16 protein-coding genes and 6 tRNA genes are annotated in these 20,809 nt (G+C 70.1%); 14 read left to right on the forward strand and 8 right to left on the reverse strand.

What is annotated here, in order from left to right; translation table 11 throughout:
• Position 1: 1 nt before the first annotated feature.
• Complete coding sequence (locus ABD093_RS06000) at positions 2-760, reverse strand: dihydrofolate reductase family protein (protein WP_343923132.1); 759 nt, start codon at positions 758-760, stop codon at positions 2-4.
• A 121-nt stretch (positions 761-881) separates the two neighbouring features.
• On the opposite strand from ABD093_RS06000, the gene zapE reads away from it, so the two are divergent.
• Together zapE and ABD093_RS06010 are read left to right on the forward strand one after the other, a co-directional pair.
• Entirely contained in the window at positions 882-1,946 is a 1,065-nt protein-coding gene (gene zapE, locus ABD093_RS06005) for a cell division protein ZapE (RefSeq protein ID WP_193119220.1), read from the forward strand.
• Positions 1,943-2,617, forward strand: a complete 675-nt coding sequence (locus ABD093_RS06010; protein WP_193119219.1) for a GntR family transcriptional regulator — start codon at positions 1,943-1,945, stop codon at positions 2,615-2,617. The genes zapE and ABD093_RS06010 overlap by 4 nt, the downstream gene beginning before the upstream one ends.
• A gap of 46 nt (positions 2,618-2,663) precedes the next feature.
• On the opposite strand, the gene ABD093_RS06015 is transcribed toward ABD093_RS06010, so the two are convergent.
• On the reverse strand, positions 2,664-3,533 hold the full coding sequence (locus ABD093_RS06015; RefSeq protein ID WP_193119218.1) for an NAD(P)-dependent oxidoreductase: 870 nt from the start codon (positions 3,531-3,533) through the stop codon (positions 2,664-2,666).
• A 108-nt stretch (positions 3,534-3,641) separates the two neighbouring features.
• On the opposite strand from ABD093_RS06015, the gene ABD093_RS06020 reads away from it, so the two are divergent.
• The 3 genes from ABD093_RS06020 to ABD093_RS06030 all read left to right on the forward strand — a co-directional run bounded on the left by ABD093_RS06020 (position 3,642) and on the right by ABD093_RS06030 (position 5,998).
• Entirely contained in the window at positions 3,642-4,430 is a 789-nt protein-coding gene (locus tag ABD093_RS06020) for an SDR family NAD(P)-dependent oxidoreductase (RefSeq protein WP_193119217.1), read from the forward strand.
• Positions 4,431-4,527: 97 nt separating this feature from the next.
• Positions 4,528-5,268, forward strand: coding sequence for an SDR family oxidoreductase (locus ABD093_RS06025; RefSeq protein ID WP_193119234.1), 741 nt, complete (start codon positions 4,528-4,530; stop codon positions 5,266-5,268).
• A 97-nt stretch (positions 5,269-5,365) separates the two neighbouring features.
• Positions 5,366-5,998, forward strand: coding sequence for a 2-dehydro-3-deoxy-6-phosphogalactonate aldolase (locus ABD093_RS06030; RefSeq protein ID WP_193119216.1), 633 nt, complete (start codon positions 5,366-5,368; stop codon positions 5,996-5,998).
• 100 nt (positions 5,999-6,098) lie between these two features.
• Here the strand turns inward: ABD093_RS06030 and ABD093_RS06035 are convergent, their stop codons facing one another.
• From ABD093_RS06035 to ABD093_RS06060, 6 genes are all read right to left on the reverse strand, one after another.
• Positions 6,099-7,073, reverse strand: coding sequence for a C-terminal binding protein (locus tag ABD093_RS06035; RefSeq protein ID WP_193119215.1), 975 nt, complete (start codon positions 7,071-7,073; stop codon positions 6,099-6,101).
• A gap of 59 nt (positions 7,074-7,132) precedes the next feature.
• Positions 7,133-8,923 carry a malto-oligosyltrehalose trehalohydrolase gene (gene treZ / locus ABD093_RS06040; RefSeq protein ID WP_193119214.1) on the reverse strand — a complete coding sequence of 597 codons (1,791 nt, stop codon included), beginning with the start codon at positions 8,921-8,923 and terminating at the stop codon, positions 7,133-7,135.
• Positions 8,920-11,553 carry a malto-oligosyltrehalose synthase gene (gene treY / locus ABD093_RS06045; RefSeq protein ID WP_193119213.1) on the reverse strand — a complete coding sequence of 878 codons (2,634 nt, stop codon included), beginning with the start codon at positions 11,551-11,553 and terminating at the stop codon, positions 8,920-8,922. The genes treZ and treY overlap by 4 nt, the downstream gene beginning before the upstream one ends.
• A 48-nt stretch (positions 11,554-11,601) precedes the next feature.
• Positions 11,602-13,764 (reverse strand): glycogen debranching protein GlgX, encoded by a 2,163-nt coding sequence (glgX, locus tag ABD093_RS06050; protein ID WP_193119212.1) that lies wholly within the window; start codon positions 13,762-13,764, stop codon positions 11,602-11,604.
• Positions 13,765-13,982: 218 nt separating this feature from the next.
• A tRNA-Val gene (locus ABD093_RS06055) sits at positions 13,983-14,057 on the reverse strand.
• Positions 14,058-14,084: 27 nt separating this feature from the next.
• A tRNA-Gly gene (locus tag ABD093_RS06060) sits at positions 14,085-14,160 on the reverse strand.
• A gap of 396 nt (positions 14,161-14,556) precedes the next feature.
• On the opposite strand from ABD093_RS06060, the gene ABD093_RS06065 reads away from it, so the two are divergent.
• The 9 genes from ABD093_RS06065 to ruvC all read left to right on the forward strand — a co-directional run bounded on the left by ABD093_RS06065 (position 14,557) and on the right by ruvC (position 20,786).
• A tRNA-Val gene (locus ABD093_RS06065) sits at positions 14,557-14,628 on the forward strand.
• Positions 14,629-14,654: 26 nt separating this feature from the next.
• A tRNA-Gly gene (locus ABD093_RS06070) sits at positions 14,655-14,727 on the forward strand.
• Between the two features lie 65 nt (positions 14,728-14,792).
• Positions 14,793-14,863: transfer RNA gene (locus ABD093_RS06075), tRNA-Cys, on the forward strand.
• A 26-nt stretch (positions 14,864-14,889) separates the two neighbouring features.
• A tRNA-Val gene (locus tag ABD093_RS06080) sits at positions 14,890-14,964 on the forward strand.
• A 173-nt stretch (positions 14,965-15,137) separates the two neighbouring features.
• A complete protein-coding gene (gene thrS / locus ABD093_RS06085) occupies positions 15,138-17,138 on the forward strand; it encodes a threonine--tRNA ligase (RefSeq protein ID WP_193119302.1) in 2,001 nt (666 codons plus the stop codon).
• Positions 17,139-17,203: 65 nt separating this feature from the next.
• Positions 17,204-17,788: an HIT family protein gene (locus tag ABD093_RS06090; protein WP_193119305.1), complete on the forward strand. Its 585-nt coding sequence runs from the start codon at positions 17,204-17,206 to the stop codon at positions 17,786-17,788.
• Positions 17,789-17,929: 141 nt separating this feature from the next.
• Positions 17,930-19,216 carry a PrsW family intramembrane metalloprotease gene (locus ABD093_RS06095; protein ID WP_193119301.1) on the forward strand — a complete coding sequence of 429 codons (1,287 nt, stop codon included), beginning with the start codon at positions 17,930-17,932 and terminating at the stop codon, positions 19,214-19,216.
• 87 nt (positions 19,217-19,303) lie between these two features.
• Positions 19,304-20,068: a YebC/PmpR family DNA-binding transcriptional regulator gene (locus tag ABD093_RS06100; protein ID WP_193119300.1), complete on the forward strand. Its 765-nt coding sequence runs from the start codon at positions 19,304-19,306 to the stop codon at positions 20,066-20,068.
• A 127-nt stretch (positions 20,069-20,195) separates the two neighbouring features.
• Complete coding sequence (ruvC, locus tag ABD093_RS06105) at positions 20,196-20,786, forward strand: crossover junction endodeoxyribonuclease RuvC (protein ID WP_343923139.1); 591 nt, start codon at positions 20,196-20,198, stop codon at positions 20,784-20,786.
• The last annotated feature ends 23 nt before the right edge of the window (positions 20,787-20,809 follow it).

Below are 20,809 nucleotides of genomic sequence, written 5' to 3' on the forward strand. Positions count from 1 at the left end.
ATCAGGGCCGGATGCGGTACCGCGAGATCGTCGCGTGGTCGCCGACGAGGAGAGAGGACAGCTCCCAGGCCGAGTCGTGGGACTCGCCGCTGATCACCCGGGACGACGAGCCGCCGATGCTCCGGTGCGTCGTCGAGAAGCACAGCTCGTCCAGGACTCCTTCGGCGGCGAGCCGGCCCAGGGTCGAGGAGCCGCCCTCGGCCTGGACGGCGTGCAGTCCGCGGTCCGCCAGGCCGCGCAGGGCCTCGGTCGCGCTGTCCGCGACGATCACACGATCCTCGGGCAGCCCGGCCCTGCGCCCTGCCGCGAGGGCGCTCCGGGCGGAGGAGAGCAGATAGAGCGGCTGATCCCGGTCGAGCGACGCGGGGAGATCACCGCTGTTCGACCAGACGGCCAGAGCGGGACGTGCGCCGCCGCCGGGCCGCCACGAGGGCTCGAGCAGGTCGTCCCGGCCCAGCACCGAGCTGTAGTCCTCGACGCGCACCGTCGCGGCGCCCACCATCACCACATCGGCGAGGGCGCGCAGCACGTCGAACACGAAGGAGTCGTCGGGGTTGCGCAGGGGGCCGCTGGTGCCGTCCGCCCCGCTGATCGCCCCATCGACGGTCGCGTTCATCATCGCCCGCACCTGCGCGCCACCCGGCGGGAGCTGCGGCATCGCGTAGAGCGCCGCGAGGGTGCGTGCCCCGTCGGCGTCCGCCGGAACGGGTTCCGGGGCCGGCAGCAGCGTGCCCTCGCGCATCAGCAGGTGCACGGTCATCTCCTCGGGTCGGGAAGCGGCGGGACAGAGGCGCGGGCAGGGACAGGGACGGGACGATCATCTCACCCCCGCCGGGGTCCGGGCCGACCGGCGAGCGCACGCGGAACATACACTGACCGCCGTGACTGAAGCGCTCTGCGACCGACGGCCCGAACCGACTCTCGAGCGACTGCTCGCGGACCTCGTGCCTCCGCCGCGGTTCGCCCGGGCTCGGCTGGACAACTATGTCCCCGACCCCGCCTTCCCCTCGCAGGAGGACGCCAAGCAGCGGGTGACCGAGTTCGCCGCGCAGCTGGGAAGGCCCCAGGGCGGCGGCTTCCTCGCGAAGTTCCGGCGGCGCCCGACCGCGGCGCAGGGGATCTACCTCGACGGTGGCTTCGGCGTGGGCAAGACCCACCTGCTCACCTCGCTGTTCCATGCGGTCGAGGGGGAGCGGGTCTACGGGACCTTCGTCGAGTACACAGACCTCGTCGGGGCTCTCGGCTTCCAGCGGGCGGTCGACCTGCTCGGACAATCGGTGCTGGTGTGCATCGACGAGTTCGAGCTGGACGACCCGGGGGACACGCTCCTGATGACACGGCTGATCCGTGAGCTCTCCGACCGCGGCGTCGCTGTCGTGGCCACCTCCAACACCCTTCCCGATGCGCTGGGCGAGGGACGGTTCGCCGCGCAGGACTTCCTCCGCGAGATCCAGGCCATGGCGGAGCGGTTCCAGGTGCTGCGCATCGACGGCGAGGACTACCGGCGCCGTGACGGCGTCACCGAGATCGTCTCCCTGCCGGAGGGCACCGTGCGCGAGCACGCCCAGGCGCAGGAGGGCGCCACCCTCGACGACTTCGATGACCTGCTGGGGCACCTGAAGACGGTCCACCCCTCGCGCTACGGGAGCATGATCGACGACGTCCCCGCGGCCCATGTGACCGGCCTGCACGGCCTGTCCCAGCATCACGACGCGCTGCGGTTCGTCGTTCTCGTGGACCGCCTCTACGACCGGGAGGTCCCGGTGCTGGTCTCCGCGGCCGCGGGGGAGGGCGGCGACGACGCGGAGGTGTTCTCGGATCTCTTCGCCCCCGACCTCCTGCGCAGCGGGTACCGCAAGAAGTACTTCCGAGCGCTCTCCCGCCTGGCCTCCCTCGCCCACGACGGAGCCGGGCGCCTGGGTGCCGACGGGCGCGCCGGCGCGTGACGCACGACCCGGAGGGGACCGATCCCGTGCGCAGCTCCCGGTCGGAGCAGGCGCGGCGCATGCTGGCCGAGCGCATCATGGACGGTGCCATGGCTCCGGGCACGCCCCTGCGGATCGGCGCGCTGTCGACCGAGCTCTCGATGAGCGCGACGCCCGTGCGGGAGGCGCTGAACCTGCTCACCGGCGAGAAGCTCGTCGAGTACCTGCCGATGCGAGGCTTCGTGGTGACCCGCCCCCCGGACGACGGCCAGGTGCGGACGATGGGGGAGGCGCGGCTGCTGCTCGAGCCCGAGCTGGCGGCTCTCGCCGCCGACCGTGCGACGGCTCAAGAAGGTGAGGCGCTCGCCGCGACCCTCGAGAGCACGGCCACGGCAGGCGTCGGTGCCCGTTTCCGCGAGTACGAGGGCTACCTCGAGCATTCCAGCAGCTTCCATGCCGAGATCGCGCGAGCGGCCCGGAATCCGTATCTCGCCGCCGCGCTGGAGGCGATCCCGGTGCACACGCTGCGCTTCCGTCGCTTCGGCGACGACGGCGTGGACGACGCCGAGATCTCCGTACGGGAGCACCGGGCTGTGCTCGAGGCCATCTGCAGCCACGACGCGGCGGCGGCGCGGGCGGCCATGGCCGATCACGTGCGCGCCGTGACCGAGCGGGCGCTGCAGCTGCGCTGAGCAAGAGCCACAGCGGTCGGGCCCGGCTGGCGGCCCGGGCCGCGGATCAGTCCTCGGGATCCAGGTACAGCTCCTGGACGACGGTGTGGTCCTGCTGGCCGTGCCCCTGGTCGACCGTCTCGGTGTAGAGGGACAGCAGCGCAGGCAGGAGCTGTGCGGGAAGGCCGACGCGCTCGCCGGCGGCGGTCGCATAGCGGAGGTCCTTGACCTGGTTGTCGGCGGAGCCTCCGAGCGAGTACTCCCGCTCCAGGAGCTTGTCCTTCTTCTGCGTCAGCACCTCGCTGCGTGCGAGGCCTCCCTCCAGCAGCGTCACCAGCTGCTGGATGTCGAGACCGGAGCGTCGAGCCAGCCCGAAGGCCTCGGCGAGCGCCGCGAGGGTGCCGCCGACGACGATCTGGTTGCAGAGCTTGGTGATCGAGCCGGTGCCCAGCTCGCCCAGGTGCAGCACGGTCCCCCCGATCAGCTCGAGGACAGGGCGCACGAGGGCGACGTCCTCGTCCGCGCCGCCCACCATGATCGACAGGGTGCCGGCCTCTGCGCCGGCGACGCCGCCGGACATCGGGGCGTCGACCACGGCGATGCCCTCCGGGGCGAGCTCCTCGGCGAGCGCGCGCACCTGATCGGGCCCGCTGGTCGACATGATGACCACCCGCGCACCGGCTGCGCCCCAGGCGGCGAGGGTCTCGGCGTCCAGGAGCTCGCGGAGCTGGAACACGTCGGGGAGCACGGAGAGGATCACCGGGGCCGCGGCCTGCGCCGGCGTGTGTGCACGGATCGCGCCGGCCGCGACGAGGTCGTCGGCCCGGTGCGCGGTGCGGTTCCACACGATCGGCGGGGCTCCTGCGGCCAGGAGGGTCGCGGCGAGGGGATGCCCCATCGGGCCCAGGCCGATCACGGATGTCTGGGTGAGGACCATGGGATCTCCTTCACAAGTACGGGGAACGGACCGTAGACTCAGGATCATATTTTATTTTCCGCCGCGAGGGGCGATCGTCCTCCTCTCGCTCGTGCACAGGAGCATCCCATGGCCGTGACCCCGTACCCCGCCTCCGACTTCCCGGAGCAGCCGGCCGCCCTGATCACCGGCGCCGCCTCCGAGCGCGGCATCGGCCGGGCGATCGCACACCGCCTCGCCCGCGAGGGCTGGGCCGTCGCCGTGATGGATCTCGACTCTCCCGCCTCCGAGGCGCTCGCGAGCGAGCTCACGCAGAGCTACGGCGTCCCCGCCCTCGGCCTCGGGGTCGACATCTCCGACGAGACGCAGGTGGTCGAGGCCGTCGCCCGGATCGATGCTGAGCTCCCGCAGCTGGTCGGCGTGGTCAACAACGCCGGCATCTCCTCGCCGACGCCGTTCACCGAGGTCAGCACCGAGGAATGGAAGCGGGTGTTCGACGTCAACGTCCACGGCACGTTCTTCGTGACCCGAGAAGCCGTGGCGGTCTTCCGCCGCCACAGCCTGGGCCGCATCGTGAACATCTCCAGCGCCTCGGCGGAGCGTGGCGGCGGGGTCTACGGGCGCGCCGCCTATTCCGGCTCCAAGGCAGCGCTGCTGGGCTTCGCGAAGACCTGGGCGCGGGAGCTCGGCGAGTACGGCATCACGGCGAACTCCGTGGCCCCCGGCTCGATCGACACGGACATCATGGGCGGCCGGCTCACCGACGAGCGCAGGGAGGTCCTGCTCCAGGAGCTCCCCGTGGGCCGGGTCGGCACGGTCGACGACGTCGCCGGAGCCGTCCACTACCTGCTCGGGCGCGACGGCGGCTACCTCACAGGCGTCACACTGGACGTCAACGGCGGATCCCACATCCACTGACCCTGAACGCCTCGAACGCCTCGAACGCCTCGAACGCCTCGAACGCCTCGAACGCCCCAACATCCCGCACACCAGCACTCTCACCCCAGGAGCGATGATGCCCTTCCCCGGAACCTTCGACGTCGACCTCACCGGCGCCACCGCCGTGGTCACCGGGTCCACCCGTGGCATCGGCCGCGCCATCACGCAGCGCCTGCTGGCCTCCGGGGCGAGCGTGATCGGCCTGCAGCGCGGCACCGACTCCCTGGGACCCGGCCATTCCTGCCGCGGCGTGGATCTCTCTGATCCCGCGGCCCGCGCCGAGGTCATCGCCGAGGTGCTCGCCGAGCACCAGGTCGACATCCTGGTCAACAACGCCGGCATCAACCTGCGCCACACCGTCGAGGACTTCCCGCTGGAGGAGTTCTCCCAGGTCATGAATGTCAACCTGGACGCCGTGGTGCAGCTGACCCAGGCCTTCGGCGGCCCGATGCTCGCTCGGGGCAGCGGGCGGATCGTCAACATCGCCTCGATGCTCTCGTTCTTCGGGGGTGTGCAGGCCTCTGCCTATGCGGCATCCAAGGGCGCGGTCGCCCAGTTCACGAAGTCCGTGGCCAACGAGTGGGCCGGGAGGGGCGTCGCGGTCAACGCGATCGCGCCGGGATACATCGCCACCGAGCTCAACGTGGTCCTGCGGGAGGACACCGTGCGCAACGACGAGATCGTCAGCCGGATCCCGGCCGGACGATGGGGGAGGGCCGACGACATCGCCGGGACCGCGCTGTTCCTGGCCAGCGAAGGCGCCGCCTACGTGCATGGCGCCGTGCTCCCCGTCGACGGCGGCTACCTCGGCCGCTGAGCGCACGGCGGCCGTTCTCCTCGCCTGAGAGCCTGCCGCTCCGCCCGCACGCTGTGCGCACCCATCCGCTCGTTCAATGTCGTGGAAGGATCTCCTCATGACTGCACACCCGCCGCTGCTGATCGCCATCCTGCGTGGACTGACACCCCAGGAGGCCCCTGCCGTCGGGGATGCTCTGGTCGCCGCGGGGATCACCTCCCTCGAGGTGCCGCTGAACTCCCCGCAGCCCTTCGAATCGATCCGGATCCTCACCGAGCGGCTCGGCCCCGAGGCACGGATCGGCGCGGGAACCGTCGTCGACCTCGCGGACGTGCAGCGCGTCGCCGACGCCGGTGGGGAGCTGGTGGTGGCCCCGAACACGGATCCAGAGATCATCGCCCGCTCCCTCGAGCTGGGGATGACGCCCTACCCGGGCGTCGCCACCGCGACCGACGTCTTCGCCGCGCTCCGCGCCGGGGCCCGGCACCTGAAGATCTTCCCGGCCGACGCGCTCGGCGAGAGCCTTCTGACGGCGTGGAGCGCCGTCGTCCCCGAGGGCACCGCGTTCCTGCCCGTCGGCGGCATCACCACGGAGACGATCCCGAGCTGGATCCGGGCCGGGGCGGCCGGCGCCGGGATCGGCTCGTTCCTCTATGCCCCGGGACGCTCGGCCGACGAGGTGGGCACGATCGGCGCCGACCTCGTGCGCGCTGCCCGGGGCGCGCAGCAGCGGGAGGGCACTGCGCTGTAGTCGCAGTCGCGTCTCCCGGGCTCGCCTGTCCTGCTCGGCCTGCAGTGCAGTGCACTGCGGGCACTGCGCTGCAGCCGGGGAACGGTCGCTCCGTGCCCCGTCAGCTCGCCGGGGACTCCAGCACCTCGGGATTGAGGATGTTGCGCGGCCGGCGCCCGGCGAGGACCTCCACGACGTTCTCGATCACCCGGCGCTTGAGCTCCGTCTCGGACTCCTCGCTGTACCAGGACGCATGCGGGGTGAGGATCGCCGTCGGGCAGTCCCGCAGAGCGCTGTCCTGCGGGAGCGGCTCGGTCTCGAACACGTCCAGGCCCGCGCCGCGGAGGTGACCGGACTGCAGGGCCTCGACCACGGCCGCCGTGTCCACGACGCCGCCGCGGCTGGTGTTGACGAGCATCGACCCCGGCCGCATCCGGGCCAGGGCCTCGGTGGAGATCAGGTGATGGGTCTGCTCGGTCAGCGGCACGTGGACGCTGATCACGTCGGACTCCGCCAGGACCTCGTCCTGCGTGCGTACCGCGATCCCGTCCTCCGTGGTGCTGCCGGCCTCGCGCATCGGGTCGTAGCCGTGCACGGAGAAGCCCAGTGCTCGGGCCTTGCGCGCGGTGGCGGCGCCGATGCGACCCAGCCCGATCACGCCGACGGTGCGGGTGGACAGCCGATGCAGCGGCTTCACGGGGGCGAGGGACGTGGTGCCGGCGCGCAGGTTGCGATCCAGCTCGACCACCCCGCGGGACAGGGAGACGGCGAGCGCCACGGCATGATCGGAGACGTCCTCGGTCCCATAATCGGGCACATTGCTGACCGCGACGCCGACCTCTGTGGCGGCATCGAGATCAAGGGTGTCCACCCCGACGCCGTAGCGTCCGATCGCTCGCACGCTCGGCAGGGCCTCGAGCACGCGACGGGTGATCGGGGCGTACTGCACCAGGAGGGCGTCCGCCCCCTGGGCGGCCTCGATCACCTCGTCCTCGGTGCGGGACTGTGCGAGGACCAGCTCGGCGCCGGCGGCGTCGGCGACGGCCTGCTCCTCCGTGATGCGGTCCTGGTCCAGGTCGGTGATGACGATCTTCATGGATGCTCCTCCTCGAGTCTCTCCGAGACGACAGTGCACTGCCGACGGCGCTGATCAGCTCATTCTGCGTGCAGGCGCAGGATCACCGCTCCGGCGTCGGCCATCTGGACGGTCCCGTCGGAGGAGAGGGACGCCTCGCCGAAGGAGCTCAGGATCTCCAGGGCACGGGGTACATCGGCGAGCGGACCGGGGCCGCGGTGGGAGAGGACTCCCAGCGTGCCGCGGCGCAGCAGCACGGTCTCCTCGGCGAGGATCTCGACGCTGGTGCGGCGCAGATCAGGGTCCGAGAAGGCCGGCTCCGTGCGACGCAGCGAGATGAGCGTGCGATACCAGTCCAGGATCCGGGCGTGGTCGCCCGCCGTGCGCTCCTCATGGCGCAGGATCGAGGACTCGAAGGTGGAGCGGGCCTGGGGGTCGGGCACGGTCCCCTCCCACCCCATGGCGGCGAACTCCTCGGTGCGCCCCGCGCTGACCAGGGGGCCGATCTCGTCGTCGTGATCGGTGAAGAACGTGAACGGTGTCGAGGCCGCCCACTCCTCGCCCTGGAACAGCATGGGCGTGCCCGGACCCAGCAGGATGAGCGAGATCGCCGCGGCATGCTGCCCCGGGGTCAGGGAGTGATGGATCCGGTCGCCGGTGGCCCGATTGCCGACCTGGTCGTGGTCCTGGAGGAAGGTCACGAAGGAGTGGGCGTCGTACTGGCGGCTGCCGGGATCGACGGGGGAGCCCCAGACCTTCCCGCGGAAGGTCGAATAGGTTCCGGCATGGAGGAACATCCCGGTCAGGACGGTGGCCAGGGCGTCGGCCGATCCGAAATCCGCGTAGTAGCCGGCGCGCTCGCCGGTGATCCACGCGTGGACCCCATGGTGGACGTCGTCGGCCCATTGCCCGTCCATTCCCAGACCGCCGGCGGACGTGGGAGTGACGGTGACCGGATCGTTCCGGTCGGATTCGGCGATCAGGCTGAGCGGGCGCCCGGTCTCCACCTGCCAGGAGCCGACGGCGTCGGCGAGCTCGGCCAGGACATGCCGGAGCGAGTCGTCGTGCAGCTCATGGACCGCGTCCAGGCGCAGGGCGTCGATCCCGACATCGACCAGCCAGAGCCGGGCGCTGCCCAGGAGGAAGTCCCTCACCTGGCGGGACCCGGGCTGATCGAGGTTCACCGCCTCACCCCACGGGGTCTCGTGCTGATCGGTGAAGTACGGGCCGAACATCCCCAGGTAGTTGCCGGTGGGGCCGAGATGGTTGTGGACCACGTCGAGCACCACGGCGAGACCGCGAGAGTGCGCGGCGTCGACGAACCGGGCCAGACCTGCGGGCCCGCCGTAGTCCGCGTGGGTGGCATACAGGCCCACCCCGTCGTACCCCCACCCGCGGTCGCCGGGGAAGGTCGCGATCGGCATCAGCTCGATCGCCTCGATCCCGAGCTCCACGAGGTCATCGAGCCGCTCGATCGCCGAGTCGAAGGTGCCCCCGCGGCCGTTCGGCCCCGGGGTGAACGTGCCCACGTGCATCTCGTACAGGACGCCTCCGCGCAGGCTGCGGCCGGCCCACGGGGAGGGCCCGCGCAGTGCACGGGGGTCCACCACCTCGCTGGCCCCGTGCACGCCGTCCGGCTGGGACAGCGAGCGCGGGTCGGGCAGCCAGAGCTCGGCGTCCTCGAGCCGGAAGGCATACCGGGCACCGGGGACAGCCTCGACGTCGGGCAGCGTGAACCACCCGTCCGGGGCGGAGCGCATCGGATGCTCGACACCATCGACCCGGATCGTCACCGCCCTCGCCCTCGGGGCCCAGACCTCGTAGCGGTCGTACGCACGACGGGTTCGCTGGTCGATGTCCGACGCAGTCATCGGCGCTCCTCCTGGACGCCGCTGCCGGCCCGCGCGCCGTCATGGTCCTCGGCGCCGTCGGCTGCCGGGTCCTCGGCCCGCACCAGCAGTGCGACCGGCCAGGTGGTGAGCAGCGACTGGAGGGGCACCATCCCGCCGTCGACCTCGACGCCGCTGAGGAGATCGCGCCAGCGGCCCTCGGGGAGGGCGAGCTGTGCGTCGCCCCAGCCACCCCGCTGGGCGAGGCCGTGGGCCAGTCGGGTGACGACGGTCACCACCTCGATCTCGCCCTCGCCCACGGCGCGGCCGAAGGCGACCGCGTGGCCCGTGGTGGTGGGCAGCGGCCGGTAGCCGGCGTCACGGCCCTGGAAGAGCTCGGGCCGCTGCCGGCGCAGCACGAGGGCGCTCCGGGTCAGCCACAGCTTCTCGTCACCGATCCCGTCGGGGCCGGCCCCCTCGAGCATCCGGGTCAGCCGTTCGGCATGCGCGGCGTGATCGACCGCCCGGCGGTTGTCGGGGTCCACGAGGGAGAGGTCGATGGTCTCGTTGCCCTGGTAGACGTCCGGCACCCCGGGCATGGTCAGCTGCACCAGCTTCTGGCCGAGGATCGCGGTGCGCTGGGCGGCGTGCGTGCGCCGGGTCCACTCGGTCAGGAGGCGGTCCACCTCCTCCGAGGCGAGAGCGGCCCGCCCCAGGTCGAGCACCTGCTGCTCGTACTCCGAGTCCTGATCCGTCCACGTCGTGAGCGTCTTGGCCTCGCGCATCGCCTTGAGCAGGTACCCCTCCAGGCGATCGGCCGTGATCCGCGGTGCGTCGGCCCCCGGCAGATCCCAGCACGAGACCAGGACCTGCCACAGCAGGAGCTCGACGGCCCCGTCGACGCGGTCACCGCGCGATGCGGACGTCGCCCGGTCCAGGTCCTGCACCAGCACCGCCCACTCCAGGGGCTGCTCGGTCAGGACTGCCAGCCGCGCCCGGACGTCCTCGCTGCGCTTGGTGTCATGGGTGGACAGCGTGGTCATGGCATCGGGATGGGTGTGCCGCTTCTCCAGAGCGTGGTCATGGAGATCGTCGGGCTCCACCCCGATCCGCTCGGGATCGGACCCCACCTCGGTGACCGCGAGGAAGCGGGTGTAGCGGTAGAAGGCCGTGTCCTCGAGCCCCTTCGCGTGCACCGGTCCGCAGGTCTGGGCGAAGCGCACGACGACCTCCGACCGAGCGGCGCTCGCCGTCCGGCCGGCGCTGCCCACCTCGTCCCCGCACACCAGGGCCACCACGGTCTCCAGGGTCATGACGACGTCCTCGTCGTCGCCGAGCACCTGCAGGGCCCGGGCCGCCGCCTGGTCGATGACGGCACGCTCGGCGCCCGGCGCCGGCTCCCCGGGCACGATGTAGGCGCGGTAGCGGTCCATCGCGCCGAGCAGGGCGCGGACGACCTTCTGGATGTTCCGCCGGGTGGTGTCCCGCAGGCGGATGTCCTCCTGGCAGATGTGGTGGATCAGCGTGGTCAGGCGTTCGAGCTCCGCCCACAGGCTGGTCGAGACGATCTGCTCGGTGGACTCGGCGGCGATCTCGGAGAAGGGACGCAGATCCTCCGTGCGGCGCTGCCACAGATGGGTCAGTCCGAGCGCACCGTGAGGATCGTGGAAGAGGCCGCCGACCCGCCACAGGGCGTCGTAGCCGGTGGTGCCGGCGCAGGGGAAGTCCCCGGGCAGCTGCTCGTCGGCCTCCAGGATCTTCTCCACCACGGTCCAGGCCCCGCCGGTCGCCCGCTCGAGGTCGCGCAGGTAGCCGCGCGGGTCGGTCAGACCGTCGGGATGATCGATGCGATAGCCGTCGATCACGCCCTCGCCCTGCAGCCGCAGCAGCGTCTCGTGGGTCGCCTCGAACACCTGCGGCAGCTCGACGCGGATCGCGGCGAGCGTGTCGACGTCGAAGAACCGTCGGTAGTTCAGCTCGTCGTCGGCGACCTTCCAATAGGCCAGGCGGTACCACTGGCGGTCCAGCAGGTCCGTGAGTCCCAGATGCTGGGTGCCGGCGGCGACCGGGAGCACGTGGTCGAAGTACCGCACCACGGCTTCCTCCGCGGTGGTGCCGTCGGGCTGCGGGATCTGCTCCACCCCCAGCTCGATCTCCCCGTCGGCCAGCACCGAGCCGATGGGGCGTCCCAGCACCGGCACCAGGATCGAGCGCTCGGACGACGGATCGATGTCGAACCAGTCGGCGTAGGGCGAGTCGGGGCCGTCGCGCAGGGTCGACCACAGGGCGCGGTTGTGCCAGATCGGGGTCGGGATCGCCATGTGGTTGGGCACCACGTCCACGATCAGCCCCATGCCGTGGTCGTGCGCCGCCGCGGCGAGACGGCGCAGGCCGTCCTCTCCGCCGATCTCCGCGCTGATCCGCGTGTGGTCCACCACGTCGTACCCGTGGGTCGAGCCGGGGGCGGCCTGCAGGACGGGGGAGCAGAACACGTGTCCCACGCCGAGCTGCGCGAGATACGGCACCAGCGAGGCCGCGTCGTCGGTCGTGAAGCCGGCGTGCAGCTGCAGGCGGTAGGTCGACGTCGGGACGGCTCGCGCAGACGGGACGGGCCGGTGGGCGTCGGCCTGCTCGGGGTCCGCGGACGCAGTGCTCAGGTCGGGCAGGGCCATGGGGTGCTCTCCTTCATGCCGGGTCCGCCGTCGAGCGGGCCCGTCGTCTCAGGCGCGGGTGGTCTGCTCGTGGTTCCCGTCGGCGGGCTCCTCGATGTCCTCCATCGGGGGGCGCGTCAGGACCAGCAGGGAGTGGGCGGGCCGGGAGATCGACTGCTCGGCGTCCAGGGCGGTCCCGATGTCCACCGTCTCCCCGGTCCCGATGGCGACGGTCCAGCTCGCGCCATGATCGGCCGGCGGGAGGACGAAGTCGACATCGTTGCCCGAGGCGTTGAACAGGAGCAGGGCGGAGTCGTCCACGATGCGCTCCCCGCGGAGCGTGGGCTCGGGGATCGCGGAGCCGTTGAGGAACATCGTCAGGCACTTGTTCTGCGGGGACTCCCAGTCCTCGGCGGTCATCGGGACGCCGTCGGTGCCGAGCCACTCCACGTCCGGCAGAGCGGAGTCCGCCTCGTCCCGGACGACGCCCTGCAGGAAGCGGCGCCGACGGAAGATCGGGTGGTCCCGGCGCAGGGCGATCATCTGCTGGGTGAACCAGAGCATGTCCATCTGGTCCGTGTCGAGCTCCCAGCTCATCCAGGACAGCTCGTTGTCCTGGCAGTAGGTGTTGTTGTTTCCGCCCTGGGTGCGGCCCATCTCGTCACCGTGCAGGATCATCGGGACACCCTGGCTGACCAGGAGCGTCGCCATGAGGTTCTTGGCGCGGCGCAGGCGCAGCGCCCGCACCTCCGGGTCCTCGCTGGGGCCTTCGACCCCGGAGTTCCAGGAACGGTTGTGGCTCTCGCCGTCGTTGCCGCCTTCGCCGTTGGCCTCGTTGTGCCGGTCGTTGTAGGAGACCAGATCCCGCATGGTGAAGCCGTCGTGCGCGGTGACGAAGTTGATCGAGGCGATCGGCGTGCGGCCCGTGTGCTGGTAGAGATCGGAGCTGCCGGCCAGTCGCGAGGTGAAGTCCCCGATGACGCCGGGCTCGGACCGATGGAAGTCGCGGACGGTATCGCGGTAGTGACCGTTCCACTCCGACCACAGGGGCGGGAACCCGCCCACCTGATAGCCGCCCTCGCCGAGGTCCCAGGGCTCCGCGATCAGCTTGACCTGGGAGATGATCGGGTCCTGCTGGATGATGTCGAAGAAGGCGGAGAGCCGGTCGACCTCGTGCAGCTCGCGGGCGAGCGTCGAGGCGAGGTCGAAGCGGAAGCCGTCGACATGCATCTCGGTGACCCAGTAGCGCAGCGAGTCCATGATCAGCTGCAGCACGTGGGGAGTGCGCATGAGCAGGGAGTTCCCGGTGCCTGTGGTGTCGTAGTAGTGCGCCTTGTCGTCCTCGACGAGTCGGTAGTAGGCGGCGTTGTCGATGCCGCGGAAGCACAGGGTGGGCCCCATCTGGTTGCCCTCGGCGGTGTGGTTGTACACCACGTCGAGGATCACCTCGATGTTCGCCTCATGGAGGTTCTTCACCATCTGCTTGAACTCCTGGACCTGCTGCCCGGTATCGCCGGCGTGGGCGTACTCGTTGTGCGGGGCGAAGAAGCCGATGGTGTTGTAGCCCCAGTAGTTGCGCATCTCCTTCTCGACCAGGTGCCCGTCCTGGACGAACTGGTGGACGGGCATCAGCTCGATCGCGGTCACCCCGAGCTCGGTGAGGTGCTCGATGATCGCGGGCTCGCCCATCGCGACATAGGTGCCACGGATGTCGTCGTCGATGTCAGGATGGAGCATGGTGAGGCCCTTGACATGGGCCTCGTAGATCACCGTGTCGTGGTACTCGTGCGCCGGGGGATGATCGTTGCCCCAGTCGAAGAACGGGGAGACCACGACGGAGTGCATGGTGTGCTGCGACGAGTCATCGGTGTTGCGCGCTTCATGGTCCTCGAAGCTGTAGCTGTACAGCGAGGGGTGGTTGCTCGCCATGCCGGCGATAGCCTTGGCATACGGGTCCAGCAGGAGCTTCGAGGGATCGCAGCGGTGCCCTCCGGCCGGGTCGTAGGCCCCGTGGACCCTGTAGCCGTAGCGCTGCCCGGGCTGTACCGACGGGAGGTAGACGTGCCACACGAAGGCGTCGACCTCGGTGACCTCGATGCGGCGCTCGGTGCCGTCCTCGTCGAGAAGGCACAGCTCGACGCGTTCGGCCGCCTCCGAGAACAACGCGAAGTTGGTGCCGGAGCCGTCGAAGGTGGCCCCCAGGGGGTAAGACTGTCCGGTCCAGATCTGCATGAGGCCAGAGTAGACGTACGGCCACCGAACCGGGACCGGGACGTGGGCTACTGGGCAGGGCGCCGCTGACCGTCAGGTAGCGACGTCGCCCGCTGCACACCTTTCGGCACGTAGCCCTGTGCCGGCACTCGCCCCGCACGCGACCCCGGCGCGAGGCATCGCGGGGAACGGCACGGGGAACGACGAAGGCCCCCTCGGGATTCCGAGGGGGCCTTTCGTGGTGGGCGATACTGGGATCGAACCAGTGACCTCTTCCGTGTCAGGGAAGCGCGCTACCGCTGCGCCAATCGCCCAATGCATCCGGAGATGCGGGGGAGGGATGGAGCGGACGACCGGATTCGAACCGGCGACCCTCACCTTGGCAAGGTGATGCTCTACCAACTGAGCTACGTCCGCACATCGGCTGGGCCGACGATCGACAACTTTAGGACGGTCCTGGCATCCGCGCAAATGCAGATGGCCTGCAGTGTCGGACGTCACGGGCCGACGGTGCGGGGAGGGGTGGAGCGGCGCGGGGGTGCCGCCCGCCGAGTCGTCGTCCCGGATCTTCTTCCTCGATGGCGACTCCTGAAGCTCCTCGGCTCGTGAGTGCTCTCGACTCGTGAGCGTTCGCGACTCGTGACCTCAGGGGCTTCCTCGGCGACGACTCCCGAATGCTCGGTGCACCTGCCGACGGGACGATCTCCGGCGCGACGTACGTCACGTCAGAAGTGGTCTTCGGGGTCGTCGGACCTCATGTAAGCTTCTTCGAGTCCGCTCGGAAGGGTGGATGACGAGGGTGGAGACACCACCGGGCGATTGGCGCAGGGGTAGCGCGCTTCCTTCACACGGAAGAGGTCACTGGTTCGATCCCAGTATCGCCCACGACGAGATCTTCGGATCCTCGTTGCGCGGACGTAGCTCAGTTGGTAGAGCATCACCTTGCCAAGGTGAGGGTCGCCGGTTCGAATCCGGTCGTCCGCTCCGGGGAGCGGCGCGCTCGACGTCCTGTCGGGAGCGCCGTTTCATATAGATGCGGAAGCATCTCCGGTGGGTTGGCCGAGAGGCGAGGCAACGGCCTGCAAAGCCGTGTACACGGGTTCGAATCCCGTACCCACCTCCGTCGGTGCCTTCGGGCGCCGCCCCGGGCGATTGGCGCAGCGGTAGCGCGCTTCCCTGACACGGAAGAGGTCACTGGTTCGATCCCAGTATCGCCCACCAGCACAGAAGGGCCCCGGTCTTCGGACCGGGGCCCTTCTGCTCTGCCCCGATCGCCTCGATGAGAGCCCAGGTGGCGCACAGGCCGTCGGCTCGTCGAGGGGCCCCGGCCCGATACCATCGTCCGTGGAGCCGGCATCGTCGGCCGGCTCGACCCGAACACAAGGAGAATTCCCGTGGCCCAGATCGCCATCACCCTCGACGGATCCCCCCAGCAGCTCGAGGAGGGGACCACGGGCACCGAGCTGTTCGCGGGCCGCACCGAGATCATCGCGCTGCGCATCGATGCGGAGCTGCGCGACCTCGCCACGCCGCTCGTGAACGGACAGATCGTCGAGGGCGTCGAGATCTCCAGCGAGGACGGCCTGTCGATCCTCCGCCACAGCGCCGCTCACGTCCTCGCGCAGGCCGTGCAGGTGACGAACCCTGAGGCCAAGCTCGGGATCGGGCCGCCCATCGCCGATGGCTTCTATTACGACTTCGATGTCGCCGAGCCCTTCACTCCCGAGTCCCTCAAGGCGTTGGAGAAGGAGATGAACCGGATCATCAAGTCCGGTCAGCGCTTCGTGCGTCGCGAGATCACCGACGACGCCGCGCGCGTCGAGGAGGCCGGGGAGCCCTACAAGCTCGAGCTCATCGGCCTGAAGTCCACCGCCGGCGACGCCGCCGACGGGGCGAGCGTCGAGGTCGGCGAGGGCGGCCTGTCCATGTACGACAACGTGGACAAGAAGGGGCAGACGGTCTGGACCGACCTGTGTCGTGGCCCGCACCTGCCCACCACCAAGCTGATCGGCAACGGTTTCGCGCTGACCCGCTCCGCCGCCGCCTACTGGCGCGGCAGTGAGAAGAACTCGATGCTGCAGCGCGTCTACGGCACCGCCTGGCCGTCCAAGGATGAGCTGCGGGCGTACCAGGAGCGCGTCGCCGAGGCCGAGCGCCGCGACCACCGCCGCCTGGGCAACGAGCTCGATCTGTTCTCCTTCCCCGACGAGATCGGCTCCGGCCTGCCGGTGTTCCATCCCAAGGGCGCCACGATCAAGATGGAGATGGAGGACTACTCCCGTCGCCGCCACGTCGAGGCCGGCTACTCCTTCGTCTCCACCCCTCACATCACGAAGAAGAACCTCTTCGAGACCTCCAAACACCTCGAGTGGTACGCCGAGGGCATGTACCCGCCGATGCACGTGGACGAGGAGGTGGACGCGGACGGGAACGTCACCAAGCAGGGGCAGGACTACTACCTCAAGCCCATGAACTGCCCGATGCACAACCTCATCTACAGCTCCCGCGGCAGGTCCTACCGCGAGCTGCCGCTGCGTCTCTTCGAGTTCGGCAGCGTCTACCGCTACGAGAAGTCCGGCGTGGTGCACGGGCTGACCCGTGCTCGTGGCTTCACCCAGGACGACGCGCACATCTACACCACGCGTGAGCAGATGCGCGAGGAGATCGCCTCGACGCTCGACTTCGTGCTGGGGCTGCTCAAGGACTACGGGCTCGACGACTTCTACCTCGAGCTGTCCACCCGCGACCCCGAGAAGTCGGTCGGCGACGACAGCACCTGGGATGAGGCCACGGCCACCCTCGAGGAGGTCGCCACCGCATCGGGCCTCGATCTGGTCCCGGACCCGGGCGGCGCCGCCTTCTACGGTCCGAAGATCTCCGTCCAGGCGAAGGACGCGATCGGACGCACCTGGCAGCTGTCCACGATCCAGCTCGACTTCTTCGAGCCGGAGCTCTTCGAGCTGGAGTACGCCGCCTCCGACGGCTCCCGCCAGCGCCCGGTGATGATCCACCGTGCCCTGTTCGGCTCCATCGAGCGCTTCTTCGGTGTGCTGCTGGAGCACTATGCCGGGGCCTTCCCGGTGTGGCTCGCCCCGGTCCAGGTGGTCGGCATCCCGGTCGCCGCCGAGTACGTGCCCTACCTCGAGGAGGTCGCCGCGAAGCTCCGCGCCCACGGCATCCGTGTCGAGGTGGACTCCTCGGACGACCGCATGCAGAAGAAGATCCGCACCCACACCAAGGAGAAGGTGCCCTACCTGCTGATCGCCGGCGGCGAGGACCAGGCCAACGGCGCGGTCTCCTTCCGTCTCCGCGACGGCAGCCAGGACAACGGCATCGACGTGGACACCGCCGTCGAGCGCATCGTGGAGGCCGTGACGACCAAGGCGCAGGTGTGAACGAACAGCGTTCCCGCGAGGAGCCCTCCGCCCCGGAGGGCTCCTCGCGCCCTGCCTCGTCACCGATTGCCTCGTCACCCACCGACACCTCGCAGCCCGGCCCCTCGCACCCGGTCGTCGAGGACGCCCGGAGCTTCGCGGGCGTGCCCGACGACACCCAACGGCTGTGGACCCCGCATCGTATGGCGTACATCGGCGGCGAGAACAAGCCCGAGGATCCGCACGACGACGAGCAGTGTCCCTTCTGCGCGGGGCCGCAGCGCTCCGACGAGGACGCCCTGATCGTCCACCGCGGCCAGGTGGCCTACGTGATCCTGAACCTGTACCCCTACAACGCCGGTCATCTCCTGGTGTGCCCGTACCGGCATGTCGCGGACTACACGGAGCTGGACGACGACGAGGTGCGCGAGATCGCCGAGCTGACCCGTACCGCGATGCGCGTGATCCGACAGGTCTCCGATCCTGCAGGCTTCAACCTCGGGATGAACCAGGGGCCGGTCGCCGGAGCGGGGATCGCCGCCCACCTCCACCAGCACGTGGTACCGAGATGGATGGGCGATGCGAACTTCCTGCCGATCATCGGGCGCACGAAGGCCGTCCCCATCCTGCTGGCGGACACCCGTCAGCTGTACGCCGACGCCTGGCCCTGAGCTAGCATGACCGAGGCCGCCGGCTGCGGCGGGGGCCCGGGAACGAGCCGACGGCAAGGGGTCCCGAGGAACGGCGATCAGCACTCGGCGCACGGTGATCGGGACCGCCGGCGCATCCAGGGCAGGGGAGGAACGACCTCGATGAACACGACCGGATTCCCAGCGCCTCCAGCGTCCGGGACCGCTGCCCTCGACCCCGGCTATGACTACGACGTCCAGCGCACGGACCCCCGCGGACCCGCTCGGCTCGGAGACGGCGGCCCGCAGCGCTCGCGACGCCGACCGCCGTGGGTGAGGTGGGCGGCCTTCGCGCTGTCCTTCCTGCTCCTGGCGGGCGGCGCGGTGCTCCTCTATCTCTTCATCATCCTCCCGCTCGGGTTCGGCACCTCCCTGGTCGCGTTCACCGCGGCCCTGGTACCCGTGGCCATCGTGTTCACCGCCGTGTGGTGGATCGACCGGTACACCCCGCAGCCCCGGATCTCCCTGGTCTACGCCTTCATCTGGGGCGCCGTGGGCTCGGTCGCGCTGACCTTCGTCATCGGAGGCCCCTTCACGAGCTGGATCACGCCGAGCGAGCCCAGCGACGTCACGGCCTCGTTCCTGGGCGCGGTGATCCAGGCGCCGGTCATCGAGGAGAGTATGAAGTCCGCCGGGCTGATCGGCCTGCTGATCTGGGGACGGCGCTACATCGCCGGACCGATCGACGGGGTGGTCTATGCGGCGCTGATCGCCGGAGGGTTCGCATTCACCGAGAACATCCTCTACTTCGGGAACTCGTTCCACCAGGCGCAGGCCGCCGGCGAGGTCGACGTCTTCTGGCAGACCTTCTTCCTGCGCGGGCTCCTGTCTCCCTTCGCCCACGTCTCCTTCACGGCGCTGTGCGGGCTGGGTCTGGGCATCGCGGCGGAGCGGCGCTCGCTGATGCTGTACTTCGGGCTCGGCGTCGGCGGGCTCTCGCTCGGCATGATCCTGCATGCCCTGTGGAACGGCTCCTCGTTCTTCCTGCCGGTCGATCCCGCGAGCCCCCTCGCAGGATTCCTGCGCTACTACGCCTCCGTGCAGGTGCCGATATTCCTCCTCCTGGCAGGGATCGTGCTCTTCCTGCGGCTGCGGGAGCGCCGCATCCTGCGCAGACAGCTCTCGGACTACGGGCGTGCCGGATGGTTCGCTCCGGCGGAGGTCGATCTCCTGGTCGCGATGGGTCGTCGCCGCAAGGCCGAGAAGTGGGCCGGGCGCCACGGCGCCGTCGCCCGGATGGGCATGCGGGACCTGATCCGCGCCTCGATCGAGCTGGGCATGCAGCGGCACAGCGTGCTGCACGGCAGGGCCACGGCGAAGACCCGCCTGCAGGAGCGGGAGCTGCTCGAACGCATCACGGCGGACCGTCGGCTGATCGGGTCGCTCACACAGCCGGTCGTGCGTCGCTGAACCGTCCTGACAGGGACGATGGCTCGTGTACCCCTAGAATGGGTCCGCACTGCGCCGGTATCCGGCGTCTACGTCGGGAGGAGAGAGATGTCAGGGCATTCCAAGTGGGCGACCACGAAGCACAAGAAGGCCGTCATCGATGCCAAGCGCAGCAAGGCATTCGCCAAGCTGGTCAAGAACATCGAGGTCGCGGCGCGTATGGGCGGGCCCGATCCCTCCGGCAACCCGACGCTCTTCGACGCGATCCAGAAGGCCAAGAAGACCTCGGTCCCCAATGACAACATCGACCGCGCCGTCAAGCGCGGCGGCGGGCTCGACGGCGGCGGGGTCGACTACGAGACCCTGATGTACGAGGGCTACGCCCCGGGCGGCATCGCCGTGCTGGTCGAGTGCCTCACCGACAACAAGAACCGCGCGGTCTCCGAGGTGCGCCTCGCCTTCAACCGCAACGGGGGGAACATGGCGGAGTCCGGCTCCGTCTCCTACCTGTTCGAGCGCAAGGGCGTGGTGACGGTCCCCAAGGGCGAGCTCACCGAGGACACCCTGCTCGAGGTCGTCCTCGACGCCGGCGCCGAGGAGATCACCGACGAGGGTGACTCCTTCGAGGTCCTCTCGGAGGCCACCGACGTCGTCGCCGTGCGCACCGCGCTGCAGGAGGCGGACATCGATTACGACAGCGCCGAGGCGCAGTTCGTGCCCACCATGCGCACCCCCGTCGACCTGGACGGAGCCCAGAAGGCGCTGCGTCTGATCGACGCCCTCGAGGACAGCGACGACGTGCAGAACGTCTTCTCGAACCTCGACATCCCGGAGGACGTCGCCGCGCAGCTCGCGGACGCCGAGCCCGAGTGATGCGCGTCCCCGTCGTGCCGGCCATCGCCGCACGACGGGGCGCCTTACGGTTCGTGACCGCCCGGCGCACGAGACCACGCGCCGCACGGACAGCAGTGATCGCACCGCACGCATCGGGGAGGACCGGATGACCTTGAGGGTCCTCGGGATCGATCCCGGCCTCACCCGGTGCGGCGTCGGGGTGATCGACTCGGCGGGCGGTCGCCGCGCGACGTTCGTCCACGCCGGGGTCATCCGGTCCGGCACCGAGGACCCGTTGGACCAGCGACTGCTCGCGATCGCGAGGGGTCTGCGCGCGGCGCTCGAGGAGTACTCCCCGGATGTCGTGGCCGTGGAGAGGGTGTTCAGCCAGAACAACATCTCGACGGTCATGGGGACCGCCCAGGTCTCGGGGATCGCGCTCCTGGAAGCCGCTGAGCGGGGGATTCCGACGGCATTGCACACGCCCTCCGAGGTGAAGGCCGCCGTCACCGGCAGCGGGCGCGCCGACAAGAAGCAGATCCAGACGATGCTGGTCAAGCTGCTGGGGCTCGAGGCGCCCCCGCAGCCCGCCGACGCGGCCGATGCGGTCGCGATCGCGCTGACCCAGCTGTGGCGGGGCCCGGGTCCCGTGGCGCTGGACGCCTCGGGCGGCGCCCGCACCGGCGCACAGGCGGTCTGGGCACGTGCGGAGCGCGAGGCCCGACGCGCCCGGGAGCGCTCGACCTCCCGGCACTGATCGAACACTCGTTCTAGAGTGGT

Origin of the sequence: Brachybacterium tyrofermentans, from assembly GCF_039526165.1 — a bacterium.
GTDB classification, from domain to species: domain Bacteria; phylum Actinomycetota; class Actinomycetes; order Actinomycetales; family Dermabacteraceae; genus Brachybacterium; species Brachybacterium tyrofermentans.

What these genes read in the sequence shown, in the direction of transcription:
- ABD093_RS06020 (WP_193119217.1), top strand. Translation starts at nt 3,642, where the DNA reads ATGGCCGTGACCCCGTACCCCGCCTCCGACTTCCCGGAGCAGCCGGCC.
- ABD093_RS06035 (WP_193119215.1), bottom strand. Translation starts at nt 7,073, where the DNA reads ATGAAGATCGTCATCACCGACCTGGACCAGGACCGCATCACGGAGGAG.
- treY (WP_193119213.1), bottom strand. Translation starts at nt 11,553, where the DNA reads ATGGCCCTGCCCGACCTGAGCACTGCGTCCGCGGACCCCGAGCAGGCC.
- treZ (WP_193119214.1), bottom strand. Translation starts at nt 8,923, where the DNA reads ATGACTGCGTCGGACATCGACCAGCGAACCCGTCGTGCGTACGACCGC.
- ABD093_RS06095 (WP_193119301.1), top strand. Translation starts at nt 17,930, where the DNA reads ATGAACACGACCGGATTCCCAGCGCCTCCAGCGTCCGGGACCGCTGCC.
- ABD093_RS06000 (WP_343923132.1), bottom strand. Translation starts at nt 760, where the DNA reads ATGACCGTGCACCTGCTGATGCGCGAGGGCACGCTGCTGCCGGCCCCG.
- ruvC (WP_343923139.1), top strand. Translation starts at nt 20,196, where the DNA reads ATGACCTTGAGGGTCCTCGGGATCGATCCCGGCCTCACCCGGTGCGGC.
- ABD093_RS06030 (WP_193119216.1), top strand. Translation starts at nt 5,366, where the DNA reads ATGACTGCACACCCGCCGCTGCTGATCGCCATCCTGCGTGGACTGACA.
- ABD093_RS06015 (WP_193119218.1), bottom strand. Translation starts at nt 3,533, where the DNA reads ATGGTCCTCACCCAGACATCCGTGATCGGCCTGGGCCCGATGGGGCAT.
- glgX (WP_193119212.1), bottom strand. Translation starts at nt 13,764, where the DNA reads ATGCAGATCTGGACCGGACAGTCTTACCCCCTGGGGGCCACCTTCGAC.
- ABD093_RS06100 (WP_193119300.1), top strand. Translation starts at nt 19,304, where the DNA reads ATGTCAGGGCATTCCAAGTGGGCGACCACGAAGCACAAGAAGGCCGTC.
- ABD093_RS06025 (WP_193119234.1), top strand. Translation starts at nt 4,528, where the DNA reads ATGCCCTTCCCCGGAACCTTCGACGTCGACCTCACCGGCGCCACCGCC.